Source organism: Pseudomonas farsensis, assembly GCF_014268805.2.
Lineage (GTDB): Bacteria > Pseudomonadota > Gammaproteobacteria > Pseudomonadales > Pseudomonadaceae > Aquipseudomonas > Aquipseudomonas farsensis.
Genome location: NZ_JABWRF020000002.1, coordinates 957,101 through 977,821, shown reverse-complemented (window position 1 = coordinate 977,821; position 20,721 = coordinate 957,101). Strand labels below are relative to the sequence as shown.

Annotated in this window: 16 protein-coding genes and 2 tRNA genes; 17 read left to right on the top strand and 1 reads right to left on the bottom strand. The window is 57.2% G+C overall.

The genetic code is table 11. From position 1 onward, the window contains the following. Positions 1-7: 7 nt before the first annotated feature. The 6 genes from HU719_RS13715 to HU719_RS13690 all read left to right on the top strand — a co-directional run bounded on the left by HU719_RS13715 (position 8) and on the right by HU719_RS13690 (position 5,444). The gene (locus HU719_RS13715) at positions 8-2,257 is read left to right on the top strand and encodes an AsmA family protein (RefSeq protein WP_186535661.1); all 2,250 of its coding nucleotides are present in this window, start codon (positions 8-10) and stop codon (positions 2,255-2,257) included. After that, the gene (gene mutY / locus HU719_RS13710) at positions 2,254-3,321 is read left to right on the top strand and encodes an A/G-specific adenine glycosylase (protein ID WP_186535662.1); all 1,068 of its coding nucleotides are present in this window, start codon (positions 2,254-2,256) and stop codon (positions 3,319-3,321) included. Before HU719_RS13715 ends, mutY begins: the two co-directional genes overlap by 4 nt. Further along, positions 3,318-3,590, top strand: coding sequence for an oxidative damage protection protein (locus tag HU719_RS13705; RefSeq protein ID WP_186521282.1), 273 nt, complete (start codon positions 3,318-3,320; stop codon positions 3,588-3,590). Before mutY ends, HU719_RS13705 begins: the two co-directional genes overlap by 4 nt. A 90-nt stretch (positions 3,591-3,680) precedes the next feature. Next, positions 3,681-3,756: transfer RNA gene (locus tag HU719_RS13700), tRNA-Phe, on the top strand. Positions 3,757-3,930: 174 nt separating this feature from the next. Continuing rightward, positions 3,931-4,932 carry a polyphosphate kinase 2 gene (gene ppk2 / locus HU719_RS13695; protein WP_225917228.1) on the top strand — a complete coding sequence of 334 codons (1,002 nt, stop codon included), beginning with the start codon at positions 3,931-3,933 and terminating at the stop codon, positions 4,930-4,932. Between the two features lie 68 nt (positions 4,933-5,000). Continuing rightward, positions 5,001-5,444, top strand: a complete 444-nt coding sequence (locus tag HU719_RS13690; RefSeq protein ID WP_186535663.1) for a hypothetical protein — start codon at positions 5,001-5,003, stop codon at positions 5,442-5,444. 206 nt (positions 5,445-5,650) lie between these two features. On the opposite strand, the gene gabP is transcribed toward HU719_RS13690, so the two are convergent. Further along, positions 5,651-7,036, bottom strand: coding sequence for a GABA permease (gene gabP / locus HU719_RS13685; RefSeq protein WP_186535664.1), 1,386 nt, complete (start codon positions 7,034-7,036; stop codon positions 5,651-5,653). Between the two features lie 734 nt (positions 7,037-7,770). Here gabP and HU719_RS13680 point away from each other — a divergent pair. The 11 genes from HU719_RS13680 to HU719_RS13630 all read left to right on the top strand — a co-directional run bounded on the left by HU719_RS13680 (position 7,771) and on the right by HU719_RS13630 (position 20,504). Further along, entirely contained in the window at positions 7,771-8,544 is a 774-nt protein-coding gene (locus tag HU719_RS13680) for an ABC transporter ATP-binding protein (RefSeq protein ID WP_186535665.1), read from the top strand. A gap of 11 nt (positions 8,545-8,555) precedes the next feature. Beyond that, positions 8,556-9,308, top strand: a complete 753-nt coding sequence (locus HU719_RS13675; RefSeq protein ID WP_186535666.1) for an ABC transporter substrate-binding protein — start codon at positions 8,556-8,558, stop codon at positions 9,306-9,308. Positions 9,309-9,363: 55 nt separating this feature from the next. Beyond that, positions 9,364-10,056, top strand: coding sequence for an ABC transporter permease (locus tag HU719_RS13670; RefSeq protein WP_186521842.1), 693 nt, complete (start codon positions 9,364-9,366; stop codon positions 10,054-10,056). Continuing rightward, entirely contained in the window at positions 10,057-10,746 is a 690-nt protein-coding gene (locus HU719_RS13665; RefSeq protein WP_186521844.1) for an ABC transporter permease, read from the top strand. It abuts the gene before it with no gap. Positions 10,747-11,262: 516 nt separating this feature from the next. Next, positions 11,263-12,477: a methyltransferase gene (locus HU719_RS13660; RefSeq protein ID WP_186535667.1), complete on the top strand. Its 1,215-nt coding sequence runs from the start codon at positions 11,263-11,265 to the stop codon at positions 12,475-12,477. 574 nt (positions 12,478-13,051) lie between these two features. Further along, complete coding sequence (locus tag HU719_RS13655; protein WP_186521848.1) at positions 13,052-13,300, top strand: hypothetical protein; 249 nt, start codon at positions 13,052-13,054, stop codon at positions 13,298-13,300. Between the two features lie 97 nt (positions 13,301-13,397). Next, positions 13,398-13,473: transfer RNA gene (locus HU719_RS13650), tRNA-Thr, on the top strand. A 1,239-nt stretch (positions 13,474-14,712) separates the two neighbouring features. Continuing rightward, positions 14,713-15,693 carry an integrase domain-containing protein gene (locus HU719_RS13645; RefSeq protein WP_339600247.1) on the top strand — a complete coding sequence of 327 codons (981 nt, stop codon included), beginning with the start codon at positions 14,713-14,715 and terminating at the stop codon, positions 15,691-15,693. Continuing rightward, positions 15,690-15,965: a hypothetical protein gene (locus HU719_RS13640; protein WP_186535670.1), complete on the top strand. Its 276-nt coding sequence runs from the start codon at positions 15,690-15,692 to the stop codon at positions 15,963-15,965. Before HU719_RS13645 ends, HU719_RS13640 begins: the two co-directional genes overlap by 4 nt. Before the next feature lie 421 nt (positions 15,966-16,386). Then, the gene (locus HU719_RS13635) at positions 16,387-18,621 is read left to right on the top strand and encodes an ATP-dependent nuclease (RefSeq protein ID WP_186535671.1); all 2,235 of its coding nucleotides are present in this window, start codon (positions 16,387-16,389) and stop codon (positions 18,619-18,621) included. After that, positions 18,603-20,504: a UvrD-helicase domain-containing protein gene (locus tag HU719_RS13630; RefSeq protein WP_186535672.1), complete on the top strand. Its 1,902-nt coding sequence runs from the start codon at positions 18,603-18,605 to the stop codon at positions 20,502-20,504. Before HU719_RS13635 ends, HU719_RS13630 begins: the two co-directional genes overlap by 19 nt. The last annotated feature ends 217 nt before the right edge of the window (positions 20,505-20,721 follow it).

Sequence of the window (20,721 nt, the reverse complement as noted above, 5' to 3'; positions counted from 1 at the left end):
CTCGCCCATGAAAGCGTTCGGCAAAATCCTGGGGCTGGGGCTTCTCGGGTTGTTGCTGATCATCGTGGCGCTGGGCTTCGCCCTGACGCACCTCTTCGATCCCAACGACTACAAAGACGAAATCCGCCAGCTGGCACGCGACAAGGGCCACGTTGAACTGACCCTCAACGGCGACATCGGCTGGAGCCTGTTCCCATGGCTGGGCCTTGAGCTGCACGACGCCAGCATCGCCACGCTGAACAACCCAAAAGTGCCATTTGCCGACCTGCAGATGCTCGGCCTGTCGGTGCGTGTGCTGCCGCTGCTGCGCCGCGAAGTGCAGATGAGCGATGTGCGCGTCGAGGGCCTTAACCTCACCCTTACCCGTGATGCTTCCGGCCACGGCAACTGGGAAGACATCGGCAAGCCGCTACCCGGCCCGAACGTAGCCAACGCGCCCCCGGCAGGTACGCCGGGTGAGCCTGTAGACAAGGCCCCGAGCAAGCCTGAAGGCAGCGAGCGCTCGGTCAAGCTGGACATCGACAGCCTCACCGTGAACAACGCGCGGGTGCTGTACACCGACGAAAAAACCGCGCAAAGCTACACCGCCGAGAGCATTCAGCTGAGCACCGGCGCCGTGCATGAAGGGGTGAACATCCCGCTCAAGGCCAGCGCGTTCATCAGCGCCAGCCAGCCGAACATGAAGGCACGCACCGAGCTGACCGGCGAGCTGCGTTTCGACCGCAAGCTCAAGCGCTACAACCTCGAAGACATGCGCCTGTCGGGCGAAACCTCGGGCGAACCGCTGGCCGGCAAGACCGTCACCTACGCAGCCCAAGGCCAGGTGCTGGTAGACCTGGCAGCCAATGTCGCCTCGTGGAGCAGCCTGAAGGTCTCGGCCAACCAGCTGCGCGCCCTGGGTGAGCTGAACCTGCGTGACCTGGACAAGCAACCGCAGCTCAGCGGCGCACTGTCCATCGCCCAGTTCGACCTGCGCACCTTCCTCGAAGGCGTTGGCCAGCCGCTGCCGGCCACCGCCGATGCCAACGTGTTCAAAAAGCTCGAGCTGGTCACCCGCCTTGAAGGCACGCCCAATAGCCTTGCGCTGGAAGACCTGGCAGTGAAACTGGACGACAGCAGCTTCAGCGGCCGCGTGGCCGTGGCCGACTTTGCTAAGCAAGCCTTGCGAGTCAGCCTCAAAGCCGACACGTTCGACGCCGATCGCTACCTGCCAGCCAAAAGCGACCAGGCCAAGGGCGCCACCGCGGCGCGCCAGGCCGAAGTGCAGCAACAAGAGGCTGCCGTCGCCGGTGCCGGCACCACGCAACTGCCGGATGCACCCACCAAGCAAGCCTGGAGCACCGACAAGCTGCTGCCAGTCGAACGCCTGCGCACCCTCGACCTGCAGGCCGAGCTGGCGTTCGGCGCCCTGGTGCTGGACAAGCTGCCAATCAGCGACGCGCAGCTCAGCGCCACCGGCCAGAACGGCCTCCTGGCCCTGAAAACCCTGCGCGGCGGCCTGTACAACGGCACCTTCGAAGCCAAGGGCACGGTCGATGTACGCCCAGCGGTCCCGCAAATTGGGGTGAATACCAAGATCAACCGCGTGCCGGTGGAGCACTTCATCAAGCGCGACGGCCCGGACAAAACGCCACCGGTCAAAGGCCTGCTGACCTTGAACAGCGACCTCACCGCCACCGGCAACAGCCAGAAGGCGCTGGTCGACACCCTCAACGGCACCGCCAGCTTTACCATCAACGACGGCGTGCTGGTCAATGCCAACCTTGAACAGCAACTGTGCCAGGCCATCGCAACCCTCAACCGCAAGCAACTCAGCGGTGAGCAGCGCGGCAAGGACACGCCGTTCCAGGAGCTACGCGGCAGCCTGGTGATCCGCAATGGCGTTGCCAGCAACCCCGACCTCAAGGCACGTATCCCGGGCCTTACCGTCAACGGTAATGGCGACCTCGACCTGCGCGTGCTGGGCATGGACTACAACGTCGGCATCGTCGTCGAAGGCGACCAACGCGCCATGCCCGACCCCGCCTGCCAGGTCAACGAGCGCTATGTCGGCGTGGAAGTGCCGCTGCGCTGCCGTGGCCCGCTGGAGCTTGGCGCCAAGGCCTGCCGCCTGGACAAGGACGGCCTGGGCAAAGTGGCCGCCACCCTTGCCGGCAACCGCCTCAAAGACAAGATCGACGAAAAGCTTGAAGAGAAGCTCGGAGACAAAGTGAGCCCGGAACTTAAAGATGCGCTCAAGGGGCTGTTCAAACGATGAGCCCCGAGCAGTTCTCCAGCGCAGTGCTGGAGTGGTACGACCAGCACGGCCGCCACGACCTGCCCTGGCAACAGGGCATCACCCCGTATCGGGTGTGGGTGTCGGAAATCATGCTGCAACAGACCCAGGTGAGCACCGTGCTCAACTACTTCGACCGCTTCATGCAGGCCCTGCCCACCGTGCAGGCCCTGGCGGCGGCGCCAGAAGACGAAGTGCTGCACCTGTGGACCGGGCTTGGCTACTACACCCGCGCGCGCAACCTGCAAAAGGCTGCGCAGATCGTGGTGGCCCAGCATGGCGGTGAGTTTCCGCGCAGTGTCGAGCAGTTGACCGAACTGCCCGGCATCGGCCGCTCGACTGCCGGCGCCATTGCCAGCATCAGCATGGGCCTGCGCGCGCCGATTCTGGACGGCAACGTCAAGCGCGTACTGGCCCGCTTCACCGCCCAGGCCGGCTACCCCGGCGAGCCGAAGGTGGCCAACCAGTTGTGGGCCTTCGCCGAACGGGTGACGCCGATGACGCGGGTCAACCACTTCACCCAGGCAATGATGGATATGGGCGCAACGCTGTGCACGCGCAGCAAGCCCAGTTGCCTGATCTGCCCGTTGCAGCGCGGCTGCGAGGCGCACCTGCACGGCGAGGAGACCCGCTACCCGGAGCCCAAGCCGCGCAAGGCCCTGCCCCAACGCAAGACGCTGATGCCGCTGCTGAGCAACCATGAAGGCGCCATTCTGCTGTACCGCCGGCCCTCCAGCGGGCTGTGGGGCGGTTTGTGGAGCCTGCCGGAGCTAGACAGCCTGGAGCAGCTCGACGACCTTGCCTACCAGCACGGGCTGCGCCTGGCCGAACGCCGCTCGCTGCCGGGGCTGACCCACACCTTCAGCCATTTCCAGCTGGCCATCGAGCCGTGGCTGGTGCGCGCCGAGCCGCTCGGGACGCACGTGGCCGAGGCCGACTGGCTCTGGTATAACCTCGCCACCCCACCGCGCCTGGGCCTCGCCGCCCCGGTCAAGAAGCTGCTGCAGCGCGCGGCCGACGAATTGAATGCAGGAGAACCCTCATGACCCGCACCGTGAAGTGCCGCAAGTACAACGAAGAACTGCCAGGCCTGGAGCGCCCGCCGTACCCAGGCGCCAAGGGCCAGGACATCTTCGAGCACATCTCGCAGAAAGCCTGGCAGGAATGGCAAAAGCACCAGACGCTGCTGATCAACGAGAAGCGCCTGAACATGATGCAAAGCGAAGATCGCAAATTCATCCAGGCCGAGATGGACAAGTTCTTTGCCGGTGAGGATTACGCCCAGGCCGAAGGCTACGTTCCACCAGCAGAATGACCGCAGAAAACGTAAGCGACGGAATTAATTTAAAAAATTTTCAAAAAGTCGTTGACGCAAGGTCTGAAAACCTTTTTAATTCGCCCCGTCGCCCAGATAGCTCAGTCGGTAGAGCAGAGGATTGAAAATCCTCGTGTCGGCGGTTCGACTCCGTCTCTGGGCACCACCATTAAGCATCGGGTGGTTCCAAAGTCACCCGAAGCGACACAAGAAACCCGCCCAGTGCGGGTTTTTTGTTGTCTGCGATTTTTCGTCGGGGCCGGTTGATCGATATCAAAGCGCCACCCATTGCCGCTGCTTAGCATGGAACTGGACACTTGAATCGACCCAAAGGACCTCCATGAGCGACGAACCCACCTTACTGCTCGCCTCCTCCCCCGAGGCCACCTCTTCCAGCGCAGCCCCAGCCGCCCGCACGCGCCGCCCGCGCACCCGCAAGCCCGCCGCCAAGCCGAACACCATCACCCAGGTCAGCCAGCAGCCTGCCGCCCTGGAAGTGGCCACTGCGCGCAAGGGCAGCAGCGAAGACAGCACCTCGGCGCATCTGCCGGCCAGCTACCCCTACCGCACGCGCATGCGCCGCCAGGAATACGAAAAAGCCAAGCACGCGCTGCAGATCGAGCTGCTGAAGGTGCAGAACTGGGTCAAGGAAACCGGCCAGCGCATCGTCGTGCTGTTCGAGGGCCGCGATGCGGCGGGCAAGGGTGGCACCATCAAGCGTTTCATGGAGCACCTCAACCCGCGTGGCGCGCGCATCGTCGCACTGGAAAAGCCCTCAGAGCAGGAAAAGGGCCAGTGGTACTTCCAGCGTTACGTGCAGCACCTGCCTACCGCAGGGGAGATGGTGTTCTTCGACCGCTCCTGGTACAACCGCGCCGGCGTCGAGCGGGTGATGGACTTCTGCTCGCCGCACCAGTACCTGGAATTCATGCGCCAGGCCCCGGAGCTTGAACGCATGCTCAGCAACAGCGGCATCCTGCTGTTCAAGTTCTGGTTCTCGGTCAACCGCGAAGAACAGTTGCGCCGGTTCATCTCGCGCCGCGACGACCCGCTCAAGCACTGGAAGCTGTCGCCCATCGACATCAAGTCGCTCGATAAGTGGGACGACTACACCGCCGCCAAACAGGCGATGTTCTTCCACACCGACACGGCCGATGCGCCCTGGACGGTGATCAAGTCCGACGACAAGAAGCGCGCGCGGATCAACTGCATCCGCCATTTCCTGCACACCCTGGACTACCCGGACAAAGACCACAGCGTCGCCCACGCACCCGATGCATTGCTGGTTGGCCGGGCCTCGCGCGGGTTCGAAGAAGACGAGGTGGTGCAGGCTGTCAGCTAAGGCCTTGGGTTTCGCCGGTAACTGCGCTTCAATACGCGCCTTTACCGACCCCCGAAGGACCCGCGCCCATGGCCACCAACAGCAAGCAACAGAAACGCGCCAAGCGCGCCGCCACCAAGGCCAAGCAAAACCGCATGGTGCGCAGTGGCCAGGCGGTCAAGGCCAGCACTGGCGAAAGCGCAAGCGTGGAGCAGGTGTTCAACAAGGCCATGGAATCGGGCAGCTACGACAGCTTGTTCGAGAAAATGAAGCAGGCCCAGGAAGATGGCCTGGTGCCGATGATTTCGGTGTTCCTGGTTGACCCGCTGCTGGCCTTGGTGCTCAAGGGCCACAAGGAAGAGCACGCCACCGACTACATCGTGCTGGTGTTCACTGCCTACCGCGCCTGGCTGGACGGCACCGACGAAGACACCACCATGGCCTGGCTGGAGAGCGATGAGTTCCAGGACGCCTACATCACCGCCTCCGAAGTGGTCGCCCGCCAGCAGCAACAGCAGAAACAGTTTGGCTGATAGCCCGGTGTAGCCAGGCCCGCCCCTATCGCAGGCTGTCGCCAGCTCCCACAGAGCTCGCCCACAGTCGCAATGCTGAGGTCTGGCCCAGGTTTCTGTGGGAGCTGGCGACAGCCTGCGATGAGGCCCGCAAAGCCCACAAAAAAGGCCGCACCCTTAACCAGGTGCGGCCTTTTCATTTCAATGGCAGCAAGCGTGCCCCGCGATCAGCTATCCAGCGCAACGCGCCCGGCAGCGCCGCGCTTGCGGTGCAGCAGCAACCCAGTCGCCACCACCGCAATGCTCAACAGCGCCGTGGCAATGATCTCGGCCCGGTGGTCCTCACGCAGCCCCATCACCACCAGTACAGCAATGATGAAAGCAATGGTCGCCCAGGTCAGGCCAGGGAAGAGCCACATCTTGAACGAGATCTTCTCGCCACGCGCCTCACGCTGAGCACGCATGCGCAGCTGCGAAACCGCGATCACCAGGTACACCAGCAACGCGATGGCGCCGGAGCTGGCCAGCAGGAACTCGAACACCGCAGCCGGGGCCACAAAGTTGGCAAACACGGTGAGGAAGGCCGCCGCAGTCGACAGCATCACCGCCCAGTGCGGGGTGCCCGCCTTGGTGGTGCGCTGGGCCAGAGCCGGCGCATCACCACGCTTGCTCAGCGAGAACAGCATGCGCGACGAGGTGTACAGCGCCGAGTTCAGGCAGCTGGTCACGGCAATCAACACCACGATATCGACAATCAACTTGGCATTCGGCACGCCGATCAGGCTCAGCACGGTCTGGTAGGAGCCCTTCTCGGCCAGCGTCGGGTCGTTCCACGGCACCATGGCCACCACCAGGAAGATCGACACCAGGTAGAACAGGCAGATACGCCAGATCACCGAGTTGGTCGCCTTGCTGATCTGCTTGCCGGGGTTCTTCGATTCGGCGGCAGCGATGGTGACGATTTCGGTCCCCATGAACGAGAACATGGTGGTCAGCATGGCTGCCAGCACCGCGCCCAGTCCGTTGGGCATGAAGCCCTGGGTATCGAACAGGTGGCTGACACCGCTCACCTGGCTACCCGGCACCATGCCGAACATGGCCGCGCAACCGACGACGATGAAGCCGATGATCGCCAGCACCTTGAGCAGGGCGAACCAGAACTCGAACTCGCCGTAGTTCTTCACGCTGAACAGGTTGGTCACCGTCAGCACCAGGGTGATGACCAGCGAGAACGCCCACAGGTCTACAGCCGGGAACCAGGCATGCAGAATGGCCGCCGCGGCATTGGCCTCCAGCGGGATGACCAGCACCCAGAACCACCAGTACAGCCAGCCGATGGTAAAGCCGGCCCAACGCCCGATGGCGCGGTCGGCATAGGTGGAAAACGAACCGGTGTCAGGCGAGGCGACCGCCATTTCGCCGAGCATGCGCATCACCAGCACCACCAAGGTACCGGCGGCGGCATAGGCCAGCAGCACAGCAGGGCCGGCGGCAGCGATGGCGTGGCCGGAGCCTACGAACAAGCCGGCGCCGATCACGCCTGCGATGGACAGCATGGTCACATGCCGTGGTTTGAGCCCCTGAGCGAGGTCATTGGAATTGTTACCGCTCATAAAACTACCTTTGTAAGGAGTGGACTACCCGAATGAAAGGAAAACGAAGCGAGCCTGTAGGCACCGCCGCATTCGGCCTGTGGTTACTGGCAATAACTGCGCCACTCATGTGCCAGGCGATTCAGAAACCCCTTACAGCCACGGCTGCCGGGGGCTCGCAGGCATCGCGCCAAACCCTGGCCGAATAATCGCCAACCCCCATGCCAACTCTGGATTACTGAAATACTCACTTACAAACGCACCAAAGGTGCTCCTCGGTAACACCTTCGCACCAAGGCAATGCATTTGAGTGCAACCCGAGGTACAACCTATGCACGGGCATCGCACGGTTTGTGTAGGAGCGGCCTTGTGCCGCGAAAGGGCTGCGCAGCAGCCCCGGCGATCGTGGATGACGCCAAGATTTTTGGGGCCGCTGCACAGCCCTTTCGCGGCACAAGGCCGCTCCTACGCCGAGAACGCGCCGCTGGGGCGCATCTGGATAAGCCAAAAGCGCTTCCCTGCTCCGGCCAAAACTGGCACCATCGCGCCTTTTTTCATCAAGGCTCCGCTGCTGGGCAAAACGCTATTGCGGACATCCTCGCGACAGTCCACTGCAACGATGCGACAAACTGCCCCAGCGACTACCGAAGCCCCTTGCGACCTGGTTGGCCGCCGTTGTGCCGCTATGCTAGCTTGGCGTCCGCCAGGAAGGCCGCCAACAGCTGGGAACGCACCCGAATACATGAGGACCGCACATGGCCCAGGCCACGCCCGCGCTTGAAATCCGCAACCTGCACAAACGCTACGGCGAGCAGGAAATTCTCAAGGGCATTTCGCTGACCGCACGCGACGGTGACGTGATCTCCATCCTCGGCTCGTCCGGCTCGGGCAAGTCCACCCTGCTGCGCTGCATCAACTTGCTGGAGCACCCGCACCAGGGCGAAATCCTCGTCGCCGGTGAAGCCCTCAAGCTCAAGGCGCAGAAAAACGGCGACCTGATCGCCGCCGACAACCGCCAGATCAACCGCCTGCGCAGCGAAATCGGCTTTGTCTTCCAGAATTTCAACCTGTGGCCGCACATGTCGGTGCTCGACAACATCATCGAGGCGCCACGCCGCGTGCTTGGCCTGAGCAAGGCCGAGGCCATCGAGCATGCCGAAGCGCTGCTCAACAAGGTCGGCATTTTCGAACGCCGCCACGCCTACCCCGCACAGCTTTCCGGTGGCCAGCAGCAACGCGCCGCCATTGCCCGTACACTGGCCATGAAACCCAAGGTAATCCTGTTCGATGAGCCAACTTCGGCGCTCGACCCGGAAATGGTCCAGGAAGTGCTTAATGTCATCCGCGCGCTCGCCGACGAAGGTCGGACCATGCTGCTGGTGACCCACGAGATGAACTTCGCCCGCCAGGTGTCCAGTGAAGTGGTGTTTCTGCACCAGGGCCTGGTCGAAGAGCAGGGATCGCCGCAACAGGTGTTCGAAAACCCGACCTCGGCGCGTTGCAAGCAATTCATGTCCAGCCACCGCTAACGGAGCAATACATGCAGACTTACAAGAAGTTTCTCCTGGCAGCTGCTGCCACGCTGGTGATGTCGGCCAACGCCATGGCCGCAGAAAAACTGCGCATGGGTATCGAAGCCGCCTACCCACCGTTCAACAACAAGGATGCCAGCGGCCAGGTCGTCGGCTTCGACAAGGACATCGGCGACGCCCTGTGCGCCAAGATGAAAGTCGAATGCTCGGTGGTCACCTCTGACTGGGACGGCATCATCCCGGCCCTGAACGCCAAGAAGTTCGACTTCCTGGTGTCGTCGCTGTCGATCACCGACGAGCGCAAGCAGGCCGTCGAGTTCACCGACCCCTACTACTCCAACAAGCTGCAGTTCATCGCCCCGAAAAACGTCGACTTCAAGACCGACAAAGCGTGGCTCAAGGGCAAGGTCATCGGCACCCAGCGCGCCACCCTGGCCGGTACCTACCTTGAAGACAACTACCCTGATGTCGAAAGGAAGCTGTACGACACCCAGGAAAACGCCTACCTCGACCTGGTCTCCGGCCGCATCGACGGCATCCTGGCCGACAAGTACGTGCAGTACGAGTGGCTCAAGAGCAAGGACGGCATGAACTACGAGTTCAAAGGCGAGCCTGTGCTGGACAGCGACAAGATCGGCATCGCCGTGCGCAAGGGTGACACCAAGCTGCGCGACGAACTGAACAAGGCCCTGGCCGAAATCAAGGCCGACGGCACGTACAAGAAGATCAACGACAAGTACTTCCCGTTCAGCATCGAATGATTCACCTCGACCGGTACCGCCTTGCGCGGTGCCGGTCCCTTGAACACAGCAGCCCATGAATATCGACCTGCACGGATTCGGTCCGGCCATGATGGCCGGCACCCTGATGACCGTAAAACTGGCGCTTTGCGCCTTGCTGCTGGGGCTGGCCCTGGGCCTGCTCGGCGCATTGGCCAAGACCTCCCCGATCAAGCCGCTACGCTGGCTTGGCGGCACGTATTCGACATTGGTGCGCGGCGTACCCGAACTGCTTTGGGTGCTGCTCATCTATTTCGGCACCGTCGGGCTGATGAGCAGCCTGGGCGATGCCCTGAACATGCCTGGCCTTGAACTCAGCGCCTTTGCCGCCGGGGTGATCGCCCTGGGGTTGTGCTTCGGCGCCTACGCCACCGAAGTGTTCCGCGGCGCGATCCTGGCCATCCCCAAGGGCCACCGTGAAGCGGGCCTGGCCCTGGGCCTGTCCAAAGGCCGCATCCTGTCACGGATCATCCTCCCGCAGATGTGGCGCATGGCCCTGCCGGGCCTGGGCAACCTGTTCATGATCCTGATGAAGGACACCGCGCTGGTGTCGGTGATCGGCCTTGAAGAAATCATGCGCCACGCGCAAATCGGCGTGACCGTCACCAAGGCGCCGTTCACGTTCTATGCAGTGGCCGCTTGTATCTACCTGGCCCTGACCGTGATCGCCATGACTGGCATGCACTTGCTGGAAAAGCGCGCCGCTCGCGGCTTCGTGAGGGCCGAATAAATGAATTGGGAAGTCATCATCAAGTGGCTGCCACGCCTGGCCCAGGGCGCGACCCTGACGCTGGAGCTGGTCGCCATTGCCGTCGTTGCCGGGCTGATCATCGCCATCCCGCTGGGCATCGCCCGTTCGTCGCGGCGCTGGTACGTGCGCGCGCTGCCGTTCAGCTACATCTTCTTCTTCCGCGGCACGCCGCTGCTGGTGCAGCTGTTCCTGGTCTACTACGGCCTGGCCCAGTTCGACGCGGTGCGCGCAAGCTCGCTGTGGCCGTACCTGCGCGACCCGTTCTGGTGCACCGTACTGACCATGACCCTGCACACCGCCGCGTATATCGCCGAGATTCTGCGCGGCGCCCTGCAGGCGATCCCCCAGGGTGAAATCGAGGCGGCGCGGGCGCTGGGCATGTCCCGCACCAAGGCGCTGATCTACATCATGCTGCCGCGCGCGGCGCGCATCGGCCTGCCGGCCTACAGCAACGAAGTGATCCTGATGCTCAAGGCCAGCGCCCTGGCCAGCACCGTGACGCTGCTGGAGCTGACCGGCATGGCCCGCACCATCATCGCCCGCACCTACCTGCCGGTGGAGATCTTCTTTGCCGCCGGGGTGTTCTACCTGCTGATCTCGTTCGTGCTGGTGCAAGCCTTCAAGCTGCTGGAGCGCTGGCTGCGCGTAGACGCCAGCCAAGGCCGCTGAGACCTGAACCCAGCGCCCGCCAAAGGGCGCTGGGGGGCGTGGGAGATTCCATGGCTTTGTACACCTGCCCTGCCCTCATCGCAGGCTGTCGCCAGCTCCCACAAGAATTGAGCCAGACACCAATATCGCAGCTGACGCGGTGTCTGTGGGACATTCCATGGCTTTGTAGAACCTGTCTTGGCCTCATCGCAGGCTCCCACAGGAATTAAGCCAGACACCAATATCGCAACTGACGCGGTGTCTGTGGGACATTCCATGGCTTTGTAGAACCTGTCTTGGCCTCATCGCAGGCTCCCACAGGAATTAAGGCAGACACCAATATCGCAACTGACGCGGTGTCTGTGGGACATTCCATGGCTTTGTAGAACCTGTCTTGGCCTCATCGCAGGCTTCTACAGGAATTGAGCCAGACACTAATATCGCAGCTGACGCGGTCTCTGTGGGAGCTGGCGACAGCCTGCGATGAGGCCGGAACAGATCTGCACATAACTGTGCCCACCAACACTTCGGCGCCCCATGTCCCACCTCCAAACCCAAGACCTGCTCCCCCGCTTCCAAGCCCTGGACCAGTTCCTCTGCGCCCACCAGCACCTCTGGCGCCCACGCCCTTTCACTGCCCTAAGCCTCCCGTGGGAAGCCGAACACCCAGAGCTGTCCACCTGGCTGCGCCAACGCACCCTGCAACAAGCCGAAGCCGCAGACCCAACCGGCGCCCCCGCCCCCTTCGCCCAACTGGCCGCCCAAGCCGGGCAGCTATCACACGTCAGCGAACTCCCCGACGCCGGCCTGCACCCCGCCAGCCATCGCCTGGACGTCAACGTCCCCGGCCGCAAATGGCAACAGATCGAAGCCTTCAGCCGCCGCCTGGCCTTCGCCCACCCTACCCAGCACTGGCTGGACTGGTGCTCCGGCAAAGGCCACCTCGGCCGCCGCTTGCTACAGCCCAGCCAGCACCTGACCTGCCTGGAATACGACCCCGAACTGGTCGAAGCCGGCCAGGCCCTGAGCGACCATCACCACCTGCCCGCCACCCATATTCAGCAAGACGTGATGGCCGCAGGCAGCGCCGACCACCTGGGCCAGCACACCAGCGCAGTCGCCCTGCATGCCTGCGGCGACCTGCACGTGCGCCTGCTGCAACTGGCCAGCCAGCGCGGCTGCCGCCAACTGGCCATCGCGCCCTGCTGCTACAACCGCATCGCCGGCGACAGCTACCAGCCGCTGTCCAGCGCCGCCCAGGCATCCAGCCTGCGCCTGAGCAAAGACGACCTCGGCCTGCCGCTGAGCGAAACCGTCACCTCCGGCGCCCGCGCCCGCCGCCAGCGCGACACCTCGATGGCCCGGCGCCTGGGCTTCGACCTGCTGCAACGCCAGCAACGCGGCAGCGACAGCTACCTGCCCACCCCATCGTTGCCCGTCAGCTGGCTGGAAAAACCCTTCGAGCACTATTGCCGCGACCTCGCCGAACTACGCCAGGTCGAACTGCACGGCACCCCCGACTGGCAAGCCCTGGAAGCCGCCGGCTGGCAACGCCTGGCCGAAGTCCGCAATCTGGAGCGCGTCCGCAACCTGTTCCGCCGCCCCCTGGAACTGTGGCTGGTGCTCGACCGCGCACTGTTCATGCAGCAAAACGGCTACGCCGTGCACGTAGGACTTTTCTGTGATTACCCGCTGACTCCGCGCAACCTGATGCTGCTGGCCGAACGCGACACAGAGTCGCAGGGCGCTTGAAAACCTGTGGATAAGTCTGTGAACAAGCTTGTGATGAAAATCGTCACACGTTGGATCCAGTCGCTATTTAAAGCCCGGTGCTTATTCCGCCACACCCTTTAAAACCAGCAAAAACAGGCCTTTGCGCAAAGACCGGTGGTACGCCCACCCGGCATGCCTTTCGCGCACAACGCCGATGCCAATTGTGCATAAGCTTTCCGACCCGCCACGCCAACCCCCGCCCAGCAAGCAGCAAAAGCGCCAGAATCACGCACCGCCTGGCAGCTTCCCGAAACAATGGATATCATTAGGCCACTACCAAAATTGCAGCCACGGCGCAGCGAACGGTGTATTATCGCCGCCCCCTGCCCAGACGATCCCCCACAGCGCGCCCAATGCGTGTTGGAAGGACCGTGAACGGCAGCCGCCCTGCTGGCCAGCAATGGAAACGGGAAACCCGTCACAGCAGGCGCGTGCCGCGCTACCGTTAGCCCGGCACCGACAGTTAAAATCGCGCCCCCGGCCAAGCAGTGCTTCAGGCCCGCGGCAAAAAACCGCGTATTTGAATACAGACCCTGGAACGGATTCGAACATCGTGAACAACGCCAAGCCTTTCGCCTTGCTGACCCTCGCCCTGGCCCTGACCGGCTGCGCCAGCAGCGCCCCGCCCGCCAAGCCAGCGTCCCTGGACTGGAACACCCCCGGCATGCAACTGGGCGGCGACCGCGGCCTGCCGCTGCACGCCGACAGCCCCTGCCGCAAGCGCGGCTGCGACAACGACAAGCTGTTTTTCAACCCTGGCAAATCCGAACCAGGCATCAACACCATCCACCGCGGCTGGTAGGAATTTTCTCCTTTTGCCTCGGTGACTTAGGGCGAAGTGGATTGTTTGCACGATGGGGTTTACACGGGTGAATCCATCGCTATAATGACGCCCCTGTGCCGGTATAGCTCAGATGGTAGAGCAACTGACTTGTAATCAGTAGGTCCCGGGTTCGATTCCTGGTGCCGGCACCATCATTAGGTTTCAGAGATGGGTTTCATGATCTCTGAGACAACCGGAAAACCCGCCTTTTGGCGGGTTTTTTCGTTTCTGGGGGTTGGTGGGGCCGCCGGAAGTCCCGATCTCAGCGCTACCACACAGGTAGCCGCGTTAACCTGCGCCAAGAAGTCGGACACCACTTTGTGGAAGCAACTGTCCTGCTCAGTCTCCATAATCTAGCGCATCCCCTGTAGGAGATCACCCAGCCCTTCCAGGCTGCGTTGTCCCACAAAGAACTGAGCAACGTGGGAGCGGGCTTGCCCCGCGATACCGGCAAAGCCGGTGCCATCCAGTGCAAAGCCGATAGCACGCAAGTTTGAGCAGATCCACGCGATCCGGCAAGGTCGAGCTGGTGTTCGCTGGCGATGCCAAGCCTTAGAAGCCGATGTCCGAGAACACGGTGAATGCCGCGCTCAGGACGATGGACTACGTCTGTGAAAAACCACTGATGTCCACCGGCGGATAGTTTTATCCACAGGCGGTAAATCGCTGGTATCGCGCTGCTTGACGAATATTGTCCACAAACGTAGACCGGGAGTCGCAAGAGCTGTCGATGACAGCACCCCTAGTGACCCGAACCCTTAAGGTCACGCCGCTCCCGCGGTGGTTCATCCGCAAGTACGATTCGCGTCCGGCAGCTCGTACAGTCACTACCCATGTGATGGATGCCAACTCAATATCGTTGCCCCTGCGGCAACCACCCTACCTATCTGCTCAGCAGCAACCTATCCGCTTGGCCATTTCGCGTGCGCCAACCTGCGCCCGTCTCTTTCACTGGAAAGAGACGGGCGCTCCTGACACTGCTGCAGCCCTTATCGCACATGGCTCAGCGGCAATTCCTCTCGTGACAATTGGCGTGACAAACGCCGATGCCACCAGCAACAGCCATGCAGGTGATGGTGCCACAGACCAGGGAATGGACTGCACCTGACTGACAGTCAGGCATGCCCCGGTCATCGCATTGCTGCGTTCACCAGACTCAGGATCTCGCGGCACTGGTCTCGTCAGCCAATGCAGCCTCTACCCGCCCACCGGTAACGGTGCTCAGGAGGCCAGATCATGAGATGCCCTTGCTCTTGGACATAAAGAGCCGCCAGTCCCGCGTTAGAGGACATCCCCACAGGTCGCAGGGGCCTTGATCCCTGATAACACTCAACATTCTTGGCGGGATGACGTGGGGCGAGGTTCGGAGGACAGTAGATGAGGTGACTGACATAGCATTGGTAGGTAGACGCAATAGCCGCAATTTCGGTTACGGCAGGCAACTGAGCTACGCAGGACCGCAGGCGCTGAAAGACATGTTTGGCGGTGGCCATTACGGCACGGTCAAAGCGCATTGTGATCGATGGCAGTCATTCGTGAAGTGGTGCCGCTCAGAACAGGGGCCCGGTATCAATGATGCGCGGCAGATTGATCGAAAGGTGTTGGCCGACTATGCGGCGTACCTGCGCGACGTGGTTAAGCGCGGTGACCTCGCGGTCAGCACCGCACAAAACCGACTGTCCAGCGTTAACAGGACCATGGCTGCGCTTCGCGGTGATCAGTACGTGAAGTTGCCAAGTCCGAGCAAGGCGTTGGGTATGCAGCGCACCGGGGTTCGCCAGTCGGTGCCGCAGGGCCAAAACCGCGAACAGGTTAAGCAGGTCGTCAATGCGCTTTGCCGCCATCATCAGCTACGGGCTGCTGCGATTGCTCTGCTGGCGCGAGCCACCGGCATGCGCTTGCGTGAGGCCATCTTGGCTGACCTGCGACGGTTGAGCTGTGAGGCTAACGCCCTAGGCAGGATTAATATTCAGGATGGCACCAAAGGCGGTCGCGCCGGTGCCTCGGCGCCGCGTTGGATTACGGTGGACGACCATATTCGAGGTGCTCTTGGGTTTGCACGGCAGGTGTCGCCTGCGGGCAGCCGCAACCTGATCGCACCCCACCAAACCTACCTGAATGTCCTGAAAGAAATCATCCGCCCTGCGCGGGACATCCTGCATGCACACAACCTCAAAGGCTTCCATGAGCTGCGAGCGGCATATGCTTGTGAGCGCTATGAGCAAATCACCCAACACCAGGCGCCTATCAACGGCGGCCAATGTTGCCAGTTAGATAGAAACCTTGATCGTGAGGCGCGGAGGCAAGTCAGCTATGAGCTGGGGCACGGTCGAATCGATGTTGTCGCTGCCTATATTGGAAGACGGGCATGAATAAGACCTTCGATATGGAGCTGTTCCTGGCTGGCGTCCTGACCGGCTCGCACGCAACTCGGCTACGCCATGTGCGGCAAGCGAAAATCATTCAGGCTGAAATCGCAGAACGCTGGCAGCGAGAAACGCCTTGGGCCTGGCAGAGAAAGCATGTGGCTTGGTTTCTCGAGTACCGCATGAGCCAACGCAGTAAGGCGACCCAGTACTACTACGTGCTGACGGCCCGGCTTCTGGCTCGACGCCTAGAAACATCTTGGGTTTTCAATCTATGAGTGGAATCGGATACCGACAATCTCAACCGGCAGCAGTAGGTCAGAAACGATCAATGCTCAACATACTGATTTTCAAGCATAAGTGATGGCTAGTGGAGTGCGTAAACGCATTTGCCAGCTATTAGGGGTGATTTAGCCTGAAGCCCCTGATTCCCTGTCTACGGAAAGACTAGCAATGGGGCACTGCTCTGCAGTGTATAGACTCGGCTTGCCTTGAATTTCTCATAGGTCTAATGTGCCATCACCATGCCACTAACCTGGCGAGGCCTCTATGGGACGGATCTGACATTTACCTTAAAAATACTCGGTTCTTCTAGTGCGTATCTTTAGTGAAACTGACCTACAGGTCAGTCTCCTGCTGACTAAGAAAGACGCGAGGTCAGTTCTGTAAATAAATGTGTCGCTGATGAAAGGAAGCTGTATGCGAGTTACAAAAATCAAAATCGAAAATTTTAGGCTACTAAAGAATATAACGGTAGACATTGAGAAAAATCTATCTTTAATAATCGGCAAAAACAACTGTGGGAAAACCTCATTTCTTTTATGCCTAGAAAAATTCATTGGCGGAAGCGCAACAAAAAATCAATTTACATTTGAAGATCTAAATAGCGACATAAAAGATTTGCTATTAAAAGTGATCGAAGGAACGCTACCGAATGATCAACAGATTGCAATATCATTAAAGATATTTATTCAATACGATGAAAAGGATGACCTTGAGCACATAGGTGACAAGGTTATAATGGATTTAGACCCTGACAACCAATACATTGTTCTAGCTTTTGAATATAGAGCAAACCAAGAGGATATACAGCGTCTTGCAACTGATTTTCACAACATCAAAGCCAAGAAAATAGCCGAAGGAAAAGCTTATAAAAACCTATTCGACTACTTGAAGGAGTCCCATGGGAAATACTTCTCAACAACAAGGCGTAGTCTGCGATTTGACACAACATCAAATATGGAAGATGAAAACGATTTCGTAGACTTAGATGCAGAAGGTGTCAACTTATCGAAAATAATAAACTTCAAATGGATTAGCGCACGTAGAAATGTCTCCAACAAAGACACTGACAACTCACTGTCTCTGCTGTCCGCTAAAATATATAAAAAGCTTGAGGCTACCAATCCAGACCAAAACATCGTAGAAGACTTCAAAGATACGTTAAGTACGACTGACACAAAACTAAACTTAGTGTATGAGAAAATCTTTGAGGACGTGATTGTCGATGTTAAGAAATTCGGGGGTGTCAACCAAAATGAATCAATAATAAAAATCGTATCTTCGCTGCAACATCGAGACCTCCTAGAAGAGAACACCACCGTTATGTATGGATTGGGCAGTGGCGAACACGACTTGCCCGAAAACTACAATGGATTGGGGTACTTAAACCTCATAAGTATGATCTTTGAAATAAAGCTCAAACTTCATGACTTTCAAAAAGACATCAGCGAGTCCCCTTCTGATGTCAATTTGTTATTTATCGAGGAGCCAGAAGCTCATACACACCCTCAGCTCCAAAGAATTTTTATAAAAAACATCAAGTCGTTGCTGAGTCCAGGAATCAGTCGTACTGACGGAGTCAGCAGGTCGCTTCAGACAATACTAAGCACTCATTCCTCATACATAGTGTCCGAAAGCGATTTTGAAGACATTAAATACTTCAAAAAATTGGACGGGTGCGTAACCTCCAAAAACCTAAAAGATCTTAAAGACTATTATGGGGATTCCCAGCACTACACTTTTCTTAAACAGTACCTGACAATACATAGATCTGAGCTATTCTTTGCAGATAAAGCAATTTTCATCGAAGGAGACACCGAGCGAGTTCTTCTTCCTGCCATGATGATGAAAATTGACCAAGAAGATTTGGTAGAAAATATAAAATCTGGAACGACAAGCCAAATCCCACTGCTTTCCCAAAACATCTCAATGATTGAAGTAGGCGCTTATTCACATATTTTTGAGAAGTTCGTCAGCTTTATTGGTGTCCGGTCACTAATCATCACTGACATTGATTCGGCTAAAGAATTTCCGGACTTAGACGATAAAGGCAATCAAAAATTTAACAAACAAGGCGACCCCAAAACTGAATTAAAAAAATGTCGCGTTATAGAAGGCACCCATACCACAAATGCCTCCTTGGTCTTTTTCTATAAAACAAATGAGTTAGCTTTTTACAGCGCGCTTGAAATGGCAAACAAAAGGCTAACAAAGAAAATCAATTCCCCATGGAGCCAATGCGAAAAGGGAGAACTCCTTTGCGCCTATCAAACATTGGAAGCAAATCAGCTTGGTGAGGGATATCACGCCCGTAGCTTCGAGGACGCATTCTTCCATATAAACAGAGACTTTATAAAAAGTCTAACATACGACGACAAGAATGAGTTTATCGGAAAGTCAACGCTACCATCACTAGGTCAAAAACATCTAAAAGATTTTGCCGATTCCACCACCGACGCTTACACATGTGCTGAAAAAGCAATAGGTAGCAAACCATCATTCGCTATGGAAGTACTGTTAAATAGTTCGAGCCATGAAGTCACACTCACAGACGCACAATCTGGCAATTCTAAGACAGTTTCCATGGAGTTTGCCAACTGGAACACCCCTAGCTACATCAAGGAGGCTCTAAAATGGCTGAAGCAAGACTAATCCTAGAGCCTGAAGTCCAGGAAATATTTAATCTCATTGATGAAGGAAAAAACTTCTTGCTCAGTGGAGGGGCAGGTAGCGGTAAGACATATTCGTTGGTGCAGTGTATAAGACAAGTGTTAAGCGAGAATTTAAACTGCAAGATTGCTTGTATGACTTATACAAATGCAGCTGTCGCAGAGATTCGTAGCCGGGTAAGCGATCATAGGCTGAACGTAGGCACTATCCATGAATTCTTATGGGACTTGATACGCCCTTATAGAGTGGAGCTTATGGATGTGCTAATACGGTCTCTGGAGAGTGAAGACGAAAGTTCTATCGTTAATCCGGACGAAGATTTTGACCCCTCAGTATTGAAGGGGCAAGAGGTAAAATACAAAGAATACACGTTGATTCGGGAAGGAATTATATCTCATGACGAATTATTGATCGTCGCTCATGACATGTTCAAGTCTCACCCAAAGCTTTGTGACATAGCTAAAGACAGATACAAATTCATATTCGTCGACGAGTACCAAGATACATCGGCAGCTGTGATAGAGATATTTCTCGATCACTTCCAACAAGGAGTGAAAAAAAATATTGTAGGCTTCTTTGGGGATGCGATGCAGTCAATATATGATGACGGCGTGGGAAACCTAGACAAGTACATCAAGCAGCAATATGTTTACGAGGTAAAGAAAGAACAAAACCGAAGAAATCCAAGATTAGTCTTTGAGCTTGCCAACAGGCTAAGAACCGACAGTCTACAACAGACTGCATCGCTCGACGAAAATGCTCCTAACATGTTGAATGGCGTTGTTATAGATGGTGAAATACGGTTAATTTATACCGAAGGACCAGATGATAGACTGCAGCACGTTAAAGACTCACTGGGCTGGGACTTTAGTCACAGCAAAGAGAACAAAGAATTAAATCTAACACATAACTTAATTGCACCTAAAGCTGGATTCCCAGAATTGATGCTTATTTATGATGGAGATAAAGTACTAGAATACCGCGATCGAATTAAAAGATTTATCAAAAGTCGCAAACTACTTACTGATTTCTCGGGCTTCACTTTCGGACAGGTCATAGACAACCTAATTGATAATTTTCCAGCTGAGAAACCCAATCTATCCCCTACAGCGGGGATGCAGCAGTTCATAGATCTTCATCCTGAGCTGTACGACCGTGCACTTGCGGAGCCGTACGAAATTTTCAAACGCATATATTTGTCCAAAGATGCCCTTATAGACGATAAAAAAGATGATCCTGACGGATCCTCAAAGGCTGGTAGTAAACGTGATGCGTTGATTAAGCACTTATTCAAAATTCAACACATAATTAGTCTTTATGAGGATAAGAAATTCAATGAATTTCTTAAGCGCACGGAATTTAAAATACGCTCGGTCGATGATAAAAAAAGACTTAGAGACATCATCGATGAGTTGAGAGAAATGTCAAACGCTTCGATCGGCACAGTCATCGACAGAGCAGACGAGCTTGGCATTTGCAGAAAGGACGACAAGCTTTCAATTTTTATTGCACGCAACCGTTATGTTTATGACAGAGTGATAAACGTAAAATTTATCGAATTTAAAAAATTATATCAATACCTAGAGGGGTATACCCCATTCTCAACTCAGCACAAAATAAAAGGTGCCGAGTTCGAGAACGTACTTGTCGTACTGGATAACGGAAAATGGAACAAATACAACTTTAATTATCTTTTCGAAGAAGCTGGAACCCCATCTGTCCTTGAACGGACAAAAAAACTCTTCTATGTTTGCAGTACGCGTTCTAAAAAAAGCTTAGTCGTCTACTATCGCAATCCTAGCCAGAAAGCGTTAGCAACAGCCAAAAAATGGTTCGGAGATGCCGCTGTATCAAGACTTAGTTAATTCATTTATCACTCTAGGTGCGCCGCACTTTCTGTGCGGCACACCAACCTAGCAAAGCTCAATACACGCAAGTTTTGCAAAGCTCAAAGTTTACTGATGCTCAAAAATCGGAAAATCGTACCCTCACACGACAATTACGAGATTGCAGGAATTCATCCGGACCAAACTAGTTGAAACTTGTCGCCCCCCCCAGATCCGTCGATCATCAAAGGATAGT